We start from the raw sequence: 15,034 nt of genomic DNA on the forward strand, positions 1-15,034 counted from the left end.
TACTTACTTTATGTGATAGCAATTCTGATGATTTGCTGTTGTAAAAAATTAATACATTAAATGCTGATTTCAATAGATTAAAAATTTATTGGCTTCGAGGTGGCGTATGGAACAAGAGTCTAAAAAACTACGAGATAGCCTTGAAGACATCAAAGTTTTTGAATATTTACAAGATATCGATAAATTGCATCTGGTTTCTTTTATTTCACAAATTCCTTTACCCATCGCTTTATTTGATCAGGAAGCGCGGTTTTTAGGAGTAAATCAAAAATTTGCTGATATTTATGAAAGTGATGCATTGTACTTGTTTGATAAGTTACTCAATACATTTTCAACCGTTGTTTATGCACATTTTAATGAGGCAATGCGTTATTTCTCAAAAAATAAAAATTATTTTGAACAAGAATTCTACGTCAAAGGAAAATTTTATCTTTCTTATTTTAAAGCAATACGTAACCAATATGATGAGATTGAAACAGTGGTAGTCGTATGTTCGGATATAACGCGTTTGAAGCGCCGTGAAAATGTACTTTTGCAAAATAATAAAAAATTGCACGATCATCTCTATTTAGATTTTGTCACAGGCTTACAGAATGCTTTTGCTTTTGAGCATTATTTAGATAAAGTCTGGCAAAAAAGTCGTGACTCGCATTTGTCTTTTCTTAAAATTGATTTGGATAATTTTAAACGATTTAATCAACTCAATAGCTATACTGCAGGTGATGAGGTTCTAATACAGCTCGGTTCTGTATTAAATGAAGCGATTGCTCAAACTGAAGAAGCAGAAATTTTTCGCTTAAATTCAGCAAGTTTTGTTATTGTGATTGAACATCTGACCGAGTGGGCAGTGGTGACGCTTGCGGAACGGCTTAAATTTGCAGTTACCAATGAAAAGATATTGTTTGGTAGTAATAATGAATATCTTACGGCATCTATCGGAATTTATCATTTAGATCCACACAATCAGCCAACTGAGGTGGATGTCTTACAAAAATTAGAGTTTGCAGTACGTTCTGCCAAAGAAAAAGGCCGAAACTCACTGTTTTTATTAAAAAATGAAATATAGATGCCTTGCACTTATTCAAATGATTGCGTTGGAATTAAAGGATGAGAATTATAGTGACTCATAGTAGAATGTTCTGACTCACCCAATTTACCAATGTATCTAAAACTACTGATTTTAGTTTTAGCGATTCGTACAAACCGAGGCAGATGTGACTTCTATTCCCAATGTTAATGCAGAAATTTTAAAACGAGCGCAAGTGCAAATTCAGCAAGATTTACAAGCTGCTTTAGATGCTTTTTCATTGCCAGAGCCATTAAAATCTGCAGTGCATCATACGGTGATGTTAGGTGGAAAACGAGTTAGACCTGCTTTAAGTTATGCAACTGCACAATTAAAACAAAATAATCCGAATTTTGCAGCCGTGCGTAGAGCTGCGGTTGCGATTGAGTTTATTCATTGCTATTCATTGGCACATGATGACTTGCCATGTATGGACAATGACTTGTTACGTCGCGGACAGCCAACCTGTCATGTGGCTTTTGGTGAAGATACAGCGCTATTAGCTGGTGATATTTTGCAATCGATGGCATTTGAGGTATTAGGAAGCCGTCTATTCGATCAAGGTCAAGCTGTTGAACAGGGTATTATTCTTAAACAGATGCAAATCTTAGCCACAGCAAGTTCAAAAATGGTATGTGGTCAGGTTTTAGATTTACAGGCTGAAGGCAAACATGTTGATCAAGCACAGTTAGAAAATATCCATCGCAATAAAACAGGGGCTTTAATCCAAGCTGCAATTATGCTGTCTGCCGTGACAGTTTTTTCAGGTACAGATCAAGCCATTCCACAATTGCGTCAATATGGTCAAGCGATTGGTTTAGCATTTCAAGTACAAGATGATATTTTAGATGTGGTGTCTGACACTGAATCTTTGGGCAAAACTGCGGGCAAAGATCAACAAGTAGATAAGTCGACCTATCCTGCCTTAATGGGCTTAGAAAATGCCAAAATTTATGCGCAACAATTACATGACCAGGCATTTAAAGCTTTAGCGTATTTTGGTGAGGATGCACAGGAATTGAATCAAATTTCGCAATTTTTGTTGGCAAGACAAAGCTAATTTAATTGAGATCAAAAATTTTTTCCATGATGGATGTCACTGAGTCAATTTCTGCCTCAGGGATATAAATTTCAACATCACTGGAATTATTCCATCTGAACGAATTAACCAACAGCTTTAGGGTTAATCGTCCGTTCTCAAATGAATATTCGATGTCTCTGGTTTCAAATCCATATATTTGATCAGTATACTCAATGTAAATACTGCTTGGACACGCTAGTTCATCCCGACATAGGGTTATATATCTCGGTGGGTCATCCTCGAACCAAAAGGTAATAGAGTAAAGCCCATCATTTTCAAAGTCTTCGTCTATCTGTATTTTATGTAATTTCATTTTAATATCGATCTTTAAATCTCGAATGCAGATGCAAAGAGAGGATTTTTAGTAGTGTGAAATTTAACTATAGATGACTGAAAAAAACGGATCAATTGTTCAATCTTAAAACTTAAGCGGCATTTTTAAAAATAAAAAAAATAGGCAACCCATCGGCTGCCTATTTTTAACGATTTTTACCGCGCTAAATTAGTTTCTACCCATCACACCACGAATAGTATTCATAATATCTGCTGGGAGCACAACAGTTTTGGCATTATTTGATTTGGCCATGTCTTGCATTGCTTTGACATATTGCTCACCGAGTAAGTAGGCAACAGGGATTTCTTTATCACCCACAGCAGAGGTCACCATTTCAATGGCACGCTGTGAAGATTCAGCCAATACAACCTGAGCTTCCGCATCACGGCGAGAGGCTTCTAAACGCCCATCCGCTTCTAAAATAGCGGCCTGTTTTTCACCGTCTGCTTTGGTCACAGTTGCACGACGTTGACGTTCCGCAGCAGCTTGGGCTTCCATCGCTGATTGCATGGTGTGCGATGGTTGAATATCTTGAATTTCCACGGTTTTTAGTGTGATACCCCAGTCTGAGATATCATCAGAAATCGCCGCTTTTAATTTCGCTTTGATATGATCACGTGATGACAATGCATCATCTAGATCCATTTCACCAACGATTGAACGGAGTGAAGTTTGCACCAAATTTTGAATTGCCCAAGTGTAGTTTTCAATACCATACACCGCTTTTTCTGGTGTGGTTAAATTGATATAAGCCACAGCATTCATCACCAATACCGCGTTATCACGAGTGATGACTTCTTGTGATGGGATATCTAAAACAATATCTTTGGTGGTGACTTTATAAGCCACTTCATCCACATAAGGAATGACGAAGTTTAAACCCGGACTAAGTGTGGTGTGATATTTACCTAAGCGTTGTACGATCCATTTATAACCCTGAGGAACAATACGCACGCCTTTGAAAATGGTCACAGCCACAAACAGAAATAAGACTAAAACAACAATAGAACCAAAACCCATTTAATTTTCCTCTTTATTCTTCATTATTAAGATGATGAATGTAGTTGTACCACTAAATCATTACCTAAAATATCAGTCACACGTACACGGTCACCTACTTGTACAGGCGATAAAGTACGGCAATTCCATTCATCAGAACCCAAAACAGGCATTGGAAAACGAACACGAATTTGATCATGGCTAAGCCCAATTTGAATGACCATACCCGTTTGACCAATGGTTGCTTCACGAGAAAGCCCAGCTTTGGTTTTATCTACAGATAGAGGTTTAATGAATTTAAACCACGCCACAGTACAAATGATGGATAAGATAATCCAGCATACGACTTGCAGGGTGAAACTCATACTTGGAAATAACCACAACAAAATACTGACCACAACTGCAGCGATACCAAACCATAAAGCAGCAAACGCTGGTAACACGAGTTCAGATAGAATCAGCAATATGCCAAGTACAAACCAATGCCACGGTTCAAAAATAAAGTTCATACATCTACTCTAGTGATTATCATTGATATAGATGACGGATCATCTATATCAATGTAGCAGATCATTTAAGTGATGCATATAAAAACGTGATTATTCTCGTTTTCAATCATGCTTGATGATATGAACCCTTTTGCGCTATTAAAATTTTGCTCGCGGTGCAGGTTTTAATGCAGCAGGTGTTTTCTTAAAGTTATTGATTGCCGTTTGAATGGCGATGATTTTGCCTTGGGCTGCTTTTTCACCTTCTAAAATCGCTTGGTTACTGGACTTAAGATCAAGCGTGCCTAAGTGACCAACTTTAGGTTGAATCACGATATTGGCCTGAGCTAACTCATTGTTAATACTTTGTTGTCCCATGATATTAATGGTTTGATCCAATAAGCCCCACATATTCATCGGTTGGCTACCACTTGGACGTGCAGAAATATCGACCGCAATCACGATATCTGCCCCCATATCACGTGCAGTTTGGACCGGAATTGGGCTAACTAAACCGCCATCAACATATTTGGTATTGCCAATGGTTGCGGGTACAAAAACATTGGGAATACTGCAAGAAGCACGAACTGCTTGGCCTGCATTTCCTTTAATAAATTCTGCTTTTTTACCATTGTCTAAGCGTGTAGCAACTGCTGCAAAACGGATTGGAAATTGTTCAATCGGTTTATTGGCAACATTACGATTGACATAATCTTGTAGTTTTTGACCAAGAACAATACCTTGGCTATTCAAGGTTAAATCACGCAGATCAGATTCTTTTAGTTGCTGTGCAATTTGCTGCATTTGATAGGGGGTTTTACCGCTGGCATAGATACTGCCGACAAAACTTCCAGCACTGGTTCCAGTCACAATTTTAGGTTTGATCCCATGAGATTCTAAAACCTTGAGCACACCAATATGAGCGAAACCTTTTGCACCGCCGCCACCTAAAGCAATCGCAATAACAGGTTCACGTGCTTTAATTGCCGTGGTCTGAGTTGGTGTTTTGGTGGTTTTGTCACAGCCAACAAGGGCTAGACCCAATAAGCCTATAAAACCGAGTTGTTTAAAACGCATGGGGGTATTACTTTTGATCAAAATATATGTTGCACATCTGAACAGATTGTCTCTGTTTTTTCTAGCCATTTTTCAATAGTTTTTGTAAAGGAATCGATAATAATTTAGGCCTTTTAGGTGAAAAGTTACCTTTAAAACGCGATAAAATTTCTGCTAAATCTTGCTCATAATCTCCAGTAGGTTGCAATGTACCCAAACAGTGAATTCGCTTTTTCTCGTAATCGAGCGAAAAAATTGCAATCGGTATATTGGCGCCCATTGCAATATGATAAAAACCACTTTTAATTTTTTCCGCTTTTTTCCGGGTACCTTCAGGTGCGATTGCAATCCAAATTTTATCTTGTTGTTGTATAACCTTTACAATCTGTTGAGTGAGCCCATGCGGTGAATCACGATGCACAGGAATCACGCCAATCCATTCAAAAAGTGCTTTGAGTGGTGGCTTAAACAAGCTATCTTTGCCAAAAATTGTGACTTTAACACCAATACCTAACATGGCGAGGAAAGCATATAAACCATCGTAATTCGAAGTGTGTGGTGCAATAAATACCACTGCTTTGGGTAAGTTGGGAAATTCACCTTCAAATCCCCAGCCTTGAACTAAGTAAAGGTTTTTAAAGATGTTACGATTGGTGCTTGTACCACGTTGGGGTACTTGATCTGGTATGATCGGAAAGTTTTGTGACATTGTGTTTTTATATGACTGCTCTTGTATTGATTTTAGTTTTTTGCTTAATAGTAACTATCTGCAAAATGCAAATATTACAAAATTCGTAGATTAAAGCAATACATACAAGATCTAATTAGGCCCATTTATATTGACATCGATCGAGCTTAGATTACATGCGAAACACCTATTTGTTGTTATTTTCACTGTATTGGGCGCAAGGTTTACCTGTAGGTTTTATGACCCATGCTTTACCAGTGATTTTACGTTCACAAGGGGTGTCTTTGGCCCATATCGGTGGCTTTGGATTACTCATGGCGCCTTGGGCAATTAAAATTTTATGGGCGCCTTTTGTGGATAGCTTTGGACATCGTTCCAAAGGGCATTATCGAAGTTGGATTATTCCAACCCAAGTTTTAACCATTGCTATCCTGAGCATTTTATCTTTTTTACCGATTCAATCCCTGAATGAACCGATTTATTTATTATTGTTTTTTATGGCATTGCTCTGTATGAACAGTATTGGTGCAACCCAAGATATCGCGACGGATGGTTTAGCGGTGAGTATTTTAAAAGGGGATCAGCAACATATCGGGAATATGTTTCAAGTCATTGGTTCTCGTTTAGGATTTATTGTTGGGGGCGGGGCAATTTTATGGGCAATGGACTGGCTAAGTTGGCAAAATACATTTTTGATTTTGGCTGGCATTGTGGCTTTAAATACAATTCCTATCTGGTTTTATCAAGAACCAGAACACTTGAAAAAGGCTGCTTCACCACATTTACAGAATGAAGCTGCAAAGCACTTTATTGAAAAATTTAAAACCTACTTAAGCTACTTCTTTGTCAATAAAAAATTAAGAACGTGGTTCTTTGTGCTTTGTACCATCAAAATAACCGATGGCTTTACCGGTCCCATTACCAAGCCTTTGTTGGTTGATCTTAACTTAAGTCTTTCTCAAATCGGCATTTATATCACTATGTTGGGGGCATTTTCTGCATTATTCGGTGCAGGTTTGGCCAGTTTATTGCTAAAAAAACTAAAGCGTCACCAAGCCTTAATCTTATTTTCTATTTTGAAATTGATCAGTTTAGCTGGATTCGTATGGTTAGCAGCTCAATATGAACAATCGCACTTTGTAGCGCCGTGGTTAATTTATTTGATCAGCGCTTTAGAAGATATGTGTGCTGCAATGCTTCTAGTCGTGATCTTAACTTTAGTGATGCAATATAGTCGCCATGAACATGCAGGTACAGATTTCACTTTTCAGGTCTCTGTTATGGCAACAATCAGTGGGTTACTGTATACATTAAGCGGCATCATTGGCGATCAATTGGGATATTTAAATTTTTTAAGTTTGATTTTAGTAATTGGTGTTTTTTGCCTAATTCCGATTATGTATTGGATTAAAAATATACAGTATACATAATATTGTGAGCTTGGCTTTTGATAATGAGTATAATTACTATTGAGTATGTGGTGCGATGATTAGTGGTTTTTTGATTGAATGAAATAGATTAAATAATTTTCATTAGGGATAGTTAAGATTATAATATATTGTCATGATGTATAATAAATTGTTTGATTAGTGAGGTTTGACTTAATACATGAATCTCTTTGATTTAATGTGATTTTACCTTTGTTTTTTAATAAAAGTTTGATGTATTTTACATTGATTGGAAAATAAAAAATTACTTTTTCGTCATTTTTTTACGTATAGAAAGCAATTCGTGTATTATTCTTTTGTTGGATTTAGAATAACTTTAGCTCCACATTATTAACTTTTAATGAATTATTTTGAATGGAATAAGCAGTATTATAATCTACGGGCTATAAAATAATACTCATTTTTTTTGTGGATGCTTTATTTGATTTTAATTTTCTCAGATTGTGAGAAATAGAAAGGCGATTACAATTAAGATCAGTGGTGCAATATGCTTGGGAAAGTGCTTTTTAAGTTCAGTTTAAGCTTCATTTTTTAACTTAACACCATTGAAAAGAGTATCACCACAGTAATGTCTAACTTAATACAGCGTATAAAACGACGTGAAGTCTCCATTTCCCTGACTGCTTTTAATTTTATTGTCGCAGTGTGGTTAGGCTTGTGTCTGAATTTTAGTTTTTTAAATAAAGTCCAGTCTCTAACGCCTTATCAGGGGGTTAAAGCACAGCTGTTTCTGATCGCGACAGGTTTTGTGCTGGTTGCTTTATATAATCTGTTATTACAAATTTTAGACTGGAAATGGACAGCAAAATTTTTTGCAATTGTCTTGGTCTTCATTGGTGGATTTAGTGCTTATTTTGTCAATTCATTGGGCGTGGTGATTTCGCCTGATCAAATTCAAAATATGGTACAAACAGATCCTAGTGAAGTGTCAGACTTACTTTCTTTGCAATTTTTTATTTGGACACTGGGATTTGTTGTTTTACCCATCATCATAATTCTTTGGGTAAGAATTAAACCAGAAAAAATTGGCAAAATACTGTTATTTAAAAGCCTAAATATTGCGGGCTCTTTCGCTGTAATTGCTGCATTATTATTTGTTTTTTATGTGGATTATGCAGCTATATTTCGTGAGCATCGTGATTTAAAAGGCATGATTTCTCCGCAAAATGCAGTGGCTTCAACACTGTCTTATTTTCATAAAAAAGCACCGAAAAAGAATCTACCTTTGATTCGTTATGGTGAAGATGCACATTTAGTCGATGATGTTGCTTTACAACATAAACCTAAACTGATGGTTCTGGTGGTCGGTGAGACTGCACGTGCAGAAAGTTTTTCTTTAAATGGTTATGCAAAGAATACCAATCCTGAATTATCAAAGCAGGCGGGCTTAATTAATTTTTCTCAAGTTAGCTCTTGTGGTACCGCAACAGCAGTTTCAGTGCCTTGTATGTTCTCAGGTATGCCGCGTAAAGATTATGATGAGCAACTTGCTAGTCATCGAGAAGGTTTACTGGATATTGCACAACGTGCGGGTTATAAGGTGACTTGGATTGATAATAACTCAGGTTGCAAAGGAACATGTGATCGTGTTGAGAAATTTGTTATCCCTCAAGATTTAGAGAAAAAGTGGTGTCAAGGTGGCGAATGTCAAGATGGTATTTTGGTAGACAGCTTAAACCTATATTTAAGTCAATTACCGAAAGATGATAAGCAACCACATTTGATTGTATTACATCAAATGGGAAGTCATGGGCCTGCATATTATAAACGTGCACCAAATGAATTTAAAAAATTCAAACCGACTTGCGAAACCAACGCGATACAAGGTTGCTCGCCGACTGAATTGATTAATACCTATGATAATTCGATTGTCTATACAGACCATATTTTAAATCAATTGATTGAAACTTTAAAACAGCAAGAAAACTATCGTGCAGGGTTCTGGTATTTATCTGACCATGGTGAGTCTACAGGTGAACGTGGTATGTATTTACATGGTGCACCTTATGCGATTGCACCTACTCAACAAACCCATGTACCTATGCTGATGTGGTTCTCAGATGCGTGGAAATCTGTTGCTGCAAAACAAATCAATTGTTTAAATCAACAAAAAGGGGCAACATTGAGTCAAGATAATTTATTTCCAAGTCTTTTGAGTTTGCTAAATGTCCAGACTCAAGTCATAGATCAAAAAAATAATATGTTGCAGCAGTGTGCTGTACAAAGCTGATTGAAAGGATATAAACCATGACCAAAATTTTGATGATAGAAGATGATTTTATGATTGCAGAATCATCTAAAACATTGTTGAAATATCAAGGCTTTGATGTGGAATGGGTGAATAATGGTTTAGATGGCCTAAAGCTTATTTCGGAGAAACAATTTGATTTGGTCTTACTTGATTTAGGTTTGCCTATGATGGATGGGATGCAGGTCTTAAAACAAATTCGCCAGCGCTCGAGTTTGCCTGTTCTGATTATTTCAGCACGTGATCAATTGCAAAATCGTGTTGAAGGCTTAAATCAAGGCGCAGATGATTATTTGATTAAGCCCTATGAGTTTGATGAACTGGTGGCTCGTATCCATGCATTATTACGTCGCACAGGCGATACAGCGAAAGAAGTAACAGGAAGTACTTCAAATCTGTTGAAAAATGGTGAAATTGTTTTAGATGTTGAACAGCATATTGCCACAATTAGAGGCGAAACGGTGGAGTTATCAAACCGTGAATGGGCGATTCTCATTCCGTTAATGACTCATCCCAATAAAATATTTTCTAAATCTAATTTAGAAGATAAATTGTATGCTTTTGATAGCGAAATCAACAGCAATACAATTGAAGTCTATGTGCACCATATCCGATCGAAATTGGGTAAAGATATTATTCGTACAATTCGTGGGTTAGGTTATCGTTTGGGGCAACCACAAAAAGCGGAATGATATGGAAACTGCATTTTCCTTAAGAAAGCGTTTAATTCGTTATACGTCTATTTTTAGTATCTTACTTGGTTGTGTGTTGGTTTTTTCAGCATATAAAATTTCTTTAGAAGAGATCAATGAAATTTTAGATGCTCAGATGGTCTATCTGGCAGAGCGGGTGGAGTTAAATCCACGCCCCATTGAAAGTCATTTTGATATCCATAAACGCTATCATGAAGAAGATTTATTTATAGATGTTTGGGCGTATGCTGAACCTAAACAAGCCCAAAATACGCCGCATCATGTCATTGTTGAGCCTAAGCAAAAAGCGGGTTTTTATAGTCAAGAAACTGCACACGGCACATGGATTACCTACATCCTACCGACTGCAAATTATCAGATTCAAATCAGCCAGCAGGAAAAAGTCAGAGAGCATTTGGCTTTAGAGCTTGCAGGCAGTATGTTTCTTCCATATTTACTGATCATTCCATTTGCTTTGTTGGGTTTGGTTTATATTATTCGTCGCAGTTTAAAACCACTCGAGGACTTTAAATCTGAACTGGCAAAACGTGATTCAAACTCCTTGGTGGCAATTCAAAATGCCCACTATCCAGAAGAATTGCTGCCGACGATCCATGAAATGAATCATTTGTTTGAGCGAATTTCTGTTGCTCAACAAGAACAGCGACAATTTGTGGCAGATGCTGCACATGAGTTACGCACACCCATCACTGCATTGAATCTGCAAACTAAAATTTTGATGAGTCAGTTTCCTGAAGAGGAAAATCTACAAAATTTAAGCAAAGGTTTGGCACGGATGCAGCATTTGGTTACGCAACTGCTTGCCTTAGCAAAGCAAGATTCTTCATTAAGTCATGAAGTTCAAGTGACTCAATTTAAGTTGAATGATGTGGCACTCAATTGTGTAGAACAGTTGATGAATCTTGCGATGGAAAAAGATATCGATCTTGGCTTTGTGCGTAATGAAACAGTGATTTTAAAAAGTGTAGAACATAGTCTTCATTCAATCATTTTTAATTTAATTGATAACGCAATAAAATATACCCCTGTTTCAGGCATGATTAATATATCAGTTTTTGAAGATATTCATGATTCTGCCTATGTTTTGATTGAGGACAGTGGCTTAGGAATTGACCCAGAGATGTACGATAAAGTCTTAAAACGCTTTTATCGCGTACATCATCACTTAGAAGTGGGTAGTGGTTTGGGATTGTCGATCGTGGATAAAGCCATTCAACATTTAGGTGGTGAACTGTCTTTATCCCGTAGTGAAGAATTGGGCGGACTCAGTGTCTTGGTTAAAATCCCAATTCAGTGTGATATCAAAACAGAGAAGTGAGATGCTTGGAAAATGAATGATTCCATTTCTACATTAATGGAAGTGGTTCATTTTTCTTCATATACTGAAAAAACTCTAAACATTTTTGCATTCTACGACCATCACTGCCAAGTTTACCCAAATTAAAATTTGCGACCCAATTAAGTTTATTGCCTATACGGCAAATTTCGTTGTATTTTGATTTACTTGGATAAATTTCTCCAATAAAAATATCGCAAGCTTGAGCAAGCTCATCATCATTAAAACGGAATGCTGTTGAGAAAATAAAACATAACCAATCTCGAATTTGGCAGGTTTCTAAGTCCAGCACTTCACCGGGATCTGTTTCAAAGTCAATAAAAGTAAATGTTTTGTCCTTATTGACTAAAATATTTCGTGCAAATGCTTCGCTTAAATAACTGTCTTTGTGATGTACAGCTTGAATGGCAAAGATTGCTTCACGATAAAATTCGAGTTTTTTAGCTGTATTTCCTTCCATTTCTGCCAATGCCTGATCAAGTTGCATGACATCTTCACCATGATCAGCAGCATCTTCAATCAATAGACCTTGTGAACAATTGGCTAAAATTTGTGGCGTTGGAATACCAAGAGAGTTTAATTCTGTCAGGCGATGAACTTCACAATAAATCGATTTACTGCCACCATAATTTGGAATAGGCGTGAGTGCTTCAATATTGAGTATACGTGCAACCCATTTTAATGGGACATAAATCCAAGCCGAGTGGCGTTCAGAAGCTTTTTTAAGCCACACTTTGCCATGACCCAACTGATAAGACTGAATATTCTGGTCTTGAATTTTAAGCGAATTGCGGAGAAATTTAGAAAAATTACTCATATTTTGCACGTATAAGATTACTAAATTGACACAAGTATAAACAAATTATAATAATTTGTAAAAATTAAGATTGGTTTAATAATTTAATATTTAAATTATGACAAAAAATGTAATTCTTTGAGTGATGCATATAGCTACGCATCACTTGATTTGGCGTTTTAGATTGGAATAAAAATAGATGAGAGATCAAATAAACTAGAATAACCAGTAATTCGCTTTTAAATATCTGATGTATTTTTAGAATTGCATTTATATTAAAATAATGTTGTGCAATATATCGTTTATAGTTTTAGGATCGTTATCTGGTCAATTTTTTATAAAAGATACGATACACAATTAAATTAAAAGTAAAAATAATCCAGCCTGTCCAAAGGTTATGGCTAAGAAAATGCGCACCACGCATCATTTGCCCCCAACCCGTAATCAAACCAAGTGCTAGACCTAAGACTAAGAAAAGATAAGCAATTTTAGAATTTGACTGTCTAAATACAAAAAAGCCGGTGAGTAGTGAAAAACCTGTACTGGCATGGCCTCCCGGAAAACAATGTCCATTGCTTGCAGAAAAATCCCAAACATAGCCTAAAGCAGTTTGTTCTGTCATGGACCAAGGACAGGCATGTGCTGAGTGGGATTTGAAAATACCAATCAGTGCAGTGGATAAAACACTGACAATAAATAAATAGCCCAATTGCCATTGATAGGTTTTTAATTTTGCAACTTTAAAAGAAGCAATCCATGAAACAAATATCGCAATATAGAAAGCAATGACAATATGTTTAAGTAGCTTGTGATTAATTTCAATAAGAAACCAATTGTTCTTGAGTGGGAAATGACCAGTGCTATCTATCCACGGCTGGATAAAATACATATCGATTGCACCGCCAACAGGAAAGACAAAGAACAATATTAAAAATAATATTCCTAACAATAAACTGTTATTTATGAAAAATTTATTTGTATCGGAATAGGGCATGAGATGAGTCACTCAATTTAATCATTTTAATCTGCGCTTATTAGAAAAAAACAACCTTAAATTAGACTTAATTGTTGAATAATGAGCAGTCTTATTATTGAGCGGTGATACAGAAGAAAATATCTATGCGTATTCTAAGATACATATTTTAAATCATTTTATTTAAGGTAGAGTGATTCTAGTTTAAAACTTTATCGTGAAAATTATTTTATTGTCATTTCTAGGCTATAAAAAAAGCGGTTTTCAGCCGCAAAATGTATAAAATTAAAACCAGACTTTGTAAAAGCTTAAAACATTGCATCTTCAGAGTTTGCAGAAATCTTGTGAATCGATAAATCTGCACCACGAAACTCTTCTTCTTGTGTTAAACGAATCCCCATAGTGGCTTTAAGCATACCATATACGGCAAATCCACCTGCTAAAGCCAGTAAAATGGCGAGTAGTGTACCTATCAGCTGAGATATCAAGGATACTCCACCGATTCCGCCCAACCACTGCTGACCAAATAGACCCACAGCAATACCACCAAATGCACCACAAACCCCATGTAATGGCCAAACCCCGAGTACATCATCAATCTTGAGTTTATTTTGTGTATAGGTAAACAGTTTAACAAACAGAAAACCTGCACAGATACCGATAAATAAAGCGCCAATGGGATGAACCACATCAGAACCCGCACAAATTGCCACTAAACCTGCTAAGGGACCATTATGTAAAAAACCAGGGTCTTCTTTTCCAAAGAAATTTGCAGAAAGTGTGCCGCCTACCATTGCCATGAGTGAGTTCATGGCAACTAAACCTGAGATTGCATCTAAACGTTGAGCACTCATGACATTAAAGCCAAACCAGCCCACAATTAAGATCCAAGAACCGAGTGCTAAGAAAGGAATAGAAGAGGGTGGATGTGCACTGACGCGACCATCCTTTTTATAGCGGCCATTACGTGCACCGAGTAGTAACACTGCTGCAAGCGCAATCCATCCACCCATCGCATGGACCACAACAGAGCCAGCAAAATCATGGAAGCTTGCACCAAATGTATCCGCTAACCACTTTTGCAGGCCAAGATTGCCATTCCACGCGATCCCTTCAAAAAAAGGATAAACCAGCGCTACTATAAATAGAGTTGCAATGGCTTGAGAACGCATTTTGGCACGTTCTGCAATACCGCCAGAAACAATGGCGGGAATTGCTGCTGCAAAGGTCAAAAGGAAAAAACAACGCATCAAATTGTAGCCATGCTCAGTTGAAAGCGTAGCACCTGTATGGAAAAAATGTTGGCCATAGGCAATGTAATAACCGACAAAGAAGTAGGCGATTGCTGAGATTGAAAAGTCAGTAATGATTTTACTGAGTGCATTGACTTGATTTTTATGGCGAACTGTTCCCAGCTCTAAAAAAGCAAAGCCTGCATGCATAGCGAGTACAAGCACTGCGCCAAGCAAGAGAAAGAGTAGATCAACGTTTTGCATATACGATTCTTTTTGGTGCTATTTGTCACAAATTGGTTCAAGTATAACCAACGATTTGAATCCGTGAAGTGTTTGGCTGTATGAAAAAATAGATCAACAATTTCAAAATATTATTAAGACTCGATATAAAGCAAAAGCATGCACTAAATTGGAATTTATGCACTAACTTGATGCAATAAGATATTCTGACTTATTTTTAAGATACTGATAATTATTGATTTTTATTTATTGTATTTCATCTTAAACCTAGGTTGTCAAATTTGAATCTAAAAATAAACCGATAAAATGATTGAGTTAAAATTAAAAAATAAC

General features: G+C 36.6%; 13 protein-coding genes. 6 read left to right on the forward strand and 7 right to left on the reverse strand.

The features are described from left to right. Window positions 1–106 precede the first annotated feature (106 nt). Window positions 107–1,066, forward strand: a complete 960-nt coding sequence (locus tag MTO68_RS04885; RefSeq protein WP_034616133.1) for a diguanylate cyclase — start codon at window positions 107–109, stop codon at window positions 1,064–1,066. A 148-nt stretch (window positions 1,067–1,214) separates the two neighbouring features. Next, the gene (locus MTO68_RS04890; protein WP_244015282.1) at window positions 1,215–2,126 is read left to right on the forward strand and encodes a farnesyl diphosphate synthase; all 912 of its coding nucleotides are present in this window, start codon (window positions 1,215–1,217) and stop codon (window positions 2,124–2,126) included. 523 nt (window positions 2,127–2,649) lie between these two features. Here the strand turns inward: MTO68_RS04890 and MTO68_RS04895 are convergent. The 4 genes from MTO68_RS04895 to MTO68_RS04910 form a co-directional block, all read right to left on the reverse strand. After that, on the reverse strand, window positions 2,650–3,501 hold the full coding sequence (locus MTO68_RS04895; protein ID WP_004722624.1) for an SPFH domain-containing protein: 852 nt from the start codon (window positions 3,499–3,501) through the stop codon (window positions 2,650–2,652). A gap of 26 nt (window positions 3,502–3,527) precedes the next feature. Then, on the reverse strand, window positions 3,528–3,989 hold the full coding sequence (locus MTO68_RS04900; RefSeq protein WP_004819499.1) for an NfeD family protein: 462 nt from the start codon (window positions 3,987–3,989) through the stop codon (window positions 3,528–3,530). A 138-nt stretch (window positions 3,990–4,127) separates the two neighbouring features. Continuing rightward, window positions 4,128–5,045 (reverse strand): patatin-like phospholipase family protein, encoded by a 918-nt coding sequence (locus tag MTO68_RS04905; protein ID WP_004819500.1) that lies wholly within the window; start codon window positions 5,043–5,045, stop codon window positions 4,128–4,130. A gap of 61 nt (window positions 5,046–5,106) precedes the next feature. After that, window positions 5,107–5,733 carry a 1-acyl-sn-glycerol-3-phosphate acyltransferase gene (locus MTO68_RS04910; RefSeq protein WP_244015284.1) on the reverse strand — a complete coding sequence of 209 codons (627 nt, stop codon included), beginning with the start codon at window positions 5,731–5,733 and terminating at the stop codon, window positions 5,107–5,109. A gap of 155 nt (window positions 5,734–5,888) precedes the next feature. Here MTO68_RS04910 and MTO68_RS04915 point away from each other — a divergent pair, with 155 nt between their 5' ends. The 4 genes from MTO68_RS04915 (at window position 5,889) to MTO68_RS04930 (ending at window position 11,439) form a co-directional block, all read left to right on the forward strand. Continuing rightward, window positions 5,889–7,142 carry an MFS transporter gene (locus MTO68_RS04915; protein ID WP_244015286.1) on the forward strand — a complete coding sequence of 418 codons (1,254 nt, stop codon included), beginning with the start codon at window positions 5,889–5,891 and terminating at the stop codon, window positions 7,140–7,142. Between the two features lie 586 nt (window positions 7,143–7,728). Next, window positions 7,729–9,390 (forward strand): phosphoethanolamine--lipid A transferase, encoded by a 1,662-nt coding sequence (locus tag MTO68_RS04920; RefSeq protein ID WP_244015288.1) that lies wholly within the window; start codon window positions 7,729–7,731, stop codon window positions 9,388–9,390. Between the two features lie 17 nt (window positions 9,391–9,407). Next, window positions 9,408–10,100 (forward strand): response regulator transcription factor, encoded by a 693-nt coding sequence (locus MTO68_RS04925; protein ID WP_151801263.1) that lies wholly within the window; start codon window positions 9,408–9,410, stop codon window positions 10,098–10,100. A gap of 1 nt (window position 10,101) precedes the next feature. Continuing rightward, a complete protein-coding gene (locus MTO68_RS04930; protein ID WP_096733389.1) occupies window positions 10,102–11,439 on the forward strand; it encodes an ATP-binding protein in 1,338 nt (445 codons plus the stop codon). Window positions 11,440–11,467: 28 nt separating this feature from the next. On the opposite strand, the gene MTO68_RS04935 is transcribed toward MTO68_RS04930, so the two are convergent. The 3 genes from MTO68_RS04935 to MTO68_RS04945 form a co-directional block, all read right to left on the reverse strand. Then, window positions 11,468–12,274, reverse strand: a complete 807-nt coding sequence (locus tag MTO68_RS04935; protein WP_244015289.1) for a lipopolysaccharide kinase InaA family protein — start codon at window positions 12,272–12,274, stop codon at window positions 11,468–11,470. Between the two features lie 298 nt (window positions 12,275–12,572). Further along, window positions 12,573–13,247 (reverse strand): phosphatase PAP2 family protein, encoded by a 675-nt coding sequence (locus MTO68_RS04940; RefSeq protein ID WP_244015291.1) that lies wholly within the window; start codon window positions 13,245–13,247, stop codon window positions 12,573–12,575. A gap of 287 nt (window positions 13,248–13,534) precedes the next feature. Continuing rightward, entirely contained in the window at window positions 13,535–14,722 is a 1,188-nt protein-coding gene (locus MTO68_RS04945; RefSeq protein ID WP_244015292.1) for an ammonium transporter, read from the reverse strand. Between the last annotated feature and the right edge of the window lie 312 nt (window positions 14,723–15,034).

It is taken from the genome of Acinetobacter sp. NyZ410, assembly GCF_022828975.1.
Classification (GTDB): domain Bacteria; phylum Pseudomonadota; class Gammaproteobacteria; order Pseudomonadales; family Moraxellaceae; genus Acinetobacter; species Acinetobacter guillouiae.